The organism is Microcystis sp. BLCC-F209, from assembly GCF_041928595.1.
Taxonomy (GTDB): Bacteria; Cyanobacteriota; Cyanobacteriia; order Cyanobacteriales; family Microcystaceae; genus Microcystis.
On sequence record NZ_JBHFLL010000291.1, the window covers coordinates 1 to 2,231 of the forward strand.

The following is a 2,231-nucleotide window of genomic DNA, read 5'->3' on the forward strand; positions in this document are numbered from 1 at the left end:
CAGACCAAAACCCATCAAAGCGATCGAGGCACGCATCCAAGACAGATAGGTACGTTCGTTGGCCGAATGATCTCGCCAGTAATCGGGGTTAAATTTCTGCTTTGTCTTTCGGGATTTAAACAGCATAGAGGAGTTCCTCGCAGGGAAGTTCAATAAAATCAAGTATTCTTTCTTATGGTTTTAATAAATTGTTTTTATCATCTAGTTTTTCGCTTATCTTTAACCAATTCAAGGGACTTAAGCAGATTATCATCCATAAATAGCGGAAGTTTACCGTCCCATCTTTCGATCGCTTTGTTCTGTAAAACTTCTGGACTTAAGGAATCTTGGAGAATGCGATGAGCTGCCGCCTCTCCTTGAGCCAGATTGATTTTTACTTCCGATTCTTTCAAGGCTTTCAGTACCATAAAACCGGCTTTTTTGGCTTCCTGTTCGGCAATTTGTTTGGCTTCCACCGCATCGGTAAAGCGATCGGAAAAGTTGACATGAACCAAAGAAATATCATCGACACCGATATGATAATTTTTCAGTCTTTCGCTCAAACGAATATCTACTTCCCCTTTCACCTCCTCCCGTTTAGTAATTAATTCTTCGGCGGTATATTTAGCCATAACTGCCTTGAGAATTTCCTCCACTGCTGGATCGATCACTCGTTCAATGACAGCCGCTTCATCGCCAATTTGTTGAAAAATAGTATTAACTTCTGATGCTAAAATATGCCAATTCAGAGCCACATCTGTAAATACTTCCTGTAGGTCTTTGGAGGAAGCTTCGGCCGCTATCTGTTGTTTTTGGATTCTCACACTTAGTTTTTTTACCGTGTTAACAACGGGAATAATCCCGTGAATACCCTCATTAAGTATTTTATCCTGTACTTGACCAAAAACCATTAAAACCCCTCTTTCTCCAGCATTAACAATCACGAAAGGATTAAAAATAATCGCCAAGATTAATAACAAAAAAAAGAGATTACTTGGCCTAGCAAAAAGACGATTTTTAGGCATTATTGTTTAATAAATTAAAAATAAACGATAGGATTTGCTGTCAATTAAGATATAAATTCCTAGAATAATATAGATAAAAGGACTAATTTTATGTCCGTAGTTTGTAACCACTTTAGCTATCCTGGGATGGGTAATCAAAAAATAGGCTAGGGCGCACCAAATACCCATCATGAGATAAAAAACTATCATGATAATTAAGACGTGCATCGGGGAATTATTGGCAAAAAGAGAGGTATAGATACCAATATTATCACCACCATTAGCCACGGTCACGGCGGCAACGTAATAGGTTTGGGAGGGAAAACGAGGAAAAAAGGAGCGATTTTTAGAATAATTAACATCTTCTCTTACTTCTTGAATGTAATCTTCATTTTCCCTTGACAAAAGTTGTTTAATGCCGATAATCAAAGGAATAAATCCTAATAGACCAATCCATTCTTTAGAAACCAGTAACCCAAATAGTAAACCGAGGGAACTAGCTAGAAGAATCAGGGTAAAACCGAGGTATTGACCAATAATCAGGTGTCGAGGTCGAAAATTAGCATTAAGTCGCGAGAAAAACAACATTAGCACCATCAGATCATCAAGATTTGTGGCCACAAAACTCGTCACGCTAGTAATTAAAAGGGTTACTAACCAATTCATAGATTGAAAAAAGAGATAATCCTTCCCATTCTAAATCTCATAGTGCCAGATTTCCTCCTCTCGTAAAAGAAGACGATGGACGGGAAGACGTTCCACGGCCCCCTGTTGTTCAAGATGATTAAGTGCGCGGGTAATTGTGACTCTAGTGGTTCCTAATAAGTCAGCGATATCCTGATGAGTTAAACGCACATCAATTAATTGTCCGTTACCGGTTTGTTTACCAAATTGATTGCCTAACCATGACAGTAATTTCAGGACCATAACATCAGTACGTTTGTAGCTACGAATAATACTTAGTTCTTGTGCTTGCTGAAGATGAGACAGCAGAATTTCTGCCATTTGATAACTCTCAACTGCGGAAAAGGAAACTGCTTGCACAGGACTAATGCACTCAACTTGATAGGGATTGACTCTCTCTAGGGTTTTGCCAACAAAACTGCCAGGGAGCATCTCACCTTTGCAATGAGCATAAATACTTAGTGGAAAAATAGGCTTTTCGAGGGTAATTCTTGTTTTAATTCTCCATGTACGCAGTCTTTAAAAGCCTCTATTTCGTTCCAAGACACGATTAAGAGTGGCTTT

3 protein-coding genes and 1 pseudogene are annotated in these 2,231 nt (G+C 38.7%); all 4 read right to left on the bottom strand.

The features are described 5' to 3' along the window. On the bottom strand, positions 1-126 hold a 126-nt coding region (locus ACE1AQ_RS18695), incomplete at its 3' end, for a YidH family protein (RefSeq protein WP_374808109.1). 71 nt (positions 127-197) lie between these two features. Beyond that, positions 198-1,004 carry a prohibitin family protein gene (locus tag ACE1AQ_RS18700; protein WP_374808987.1) on the bottom strand — a complete coding sequence of 269 codons (807 nt, stop codon included), beginning with the start codon at positions 1,002-1,004 and terminating at the stop codon, positions 198-200. 6 nt (positions 1,005-1,010) lie between these two features. Next, a complete protein-coding gene (locus ACE1AQ_RS18705; protein WP_008207371.1) occupies positions 1,011-1,649 on the bottom strand; it encodes a cadmium resistance transporter in 639 nt (212 codons plus the stop codon). A 30-nt stretch (positions 1,650-1,679) separates the two neighbouring features. After that, positions 1,680-2,093 (bottom strand): annotated as a pseudogene (locus tag ACE1AQ_RS18710) (Crp/Fnr family transcriptional regulator); the annotation flags it as partial. Positions 2,094-2,231 lie beyond the last annotated feature (138 nt).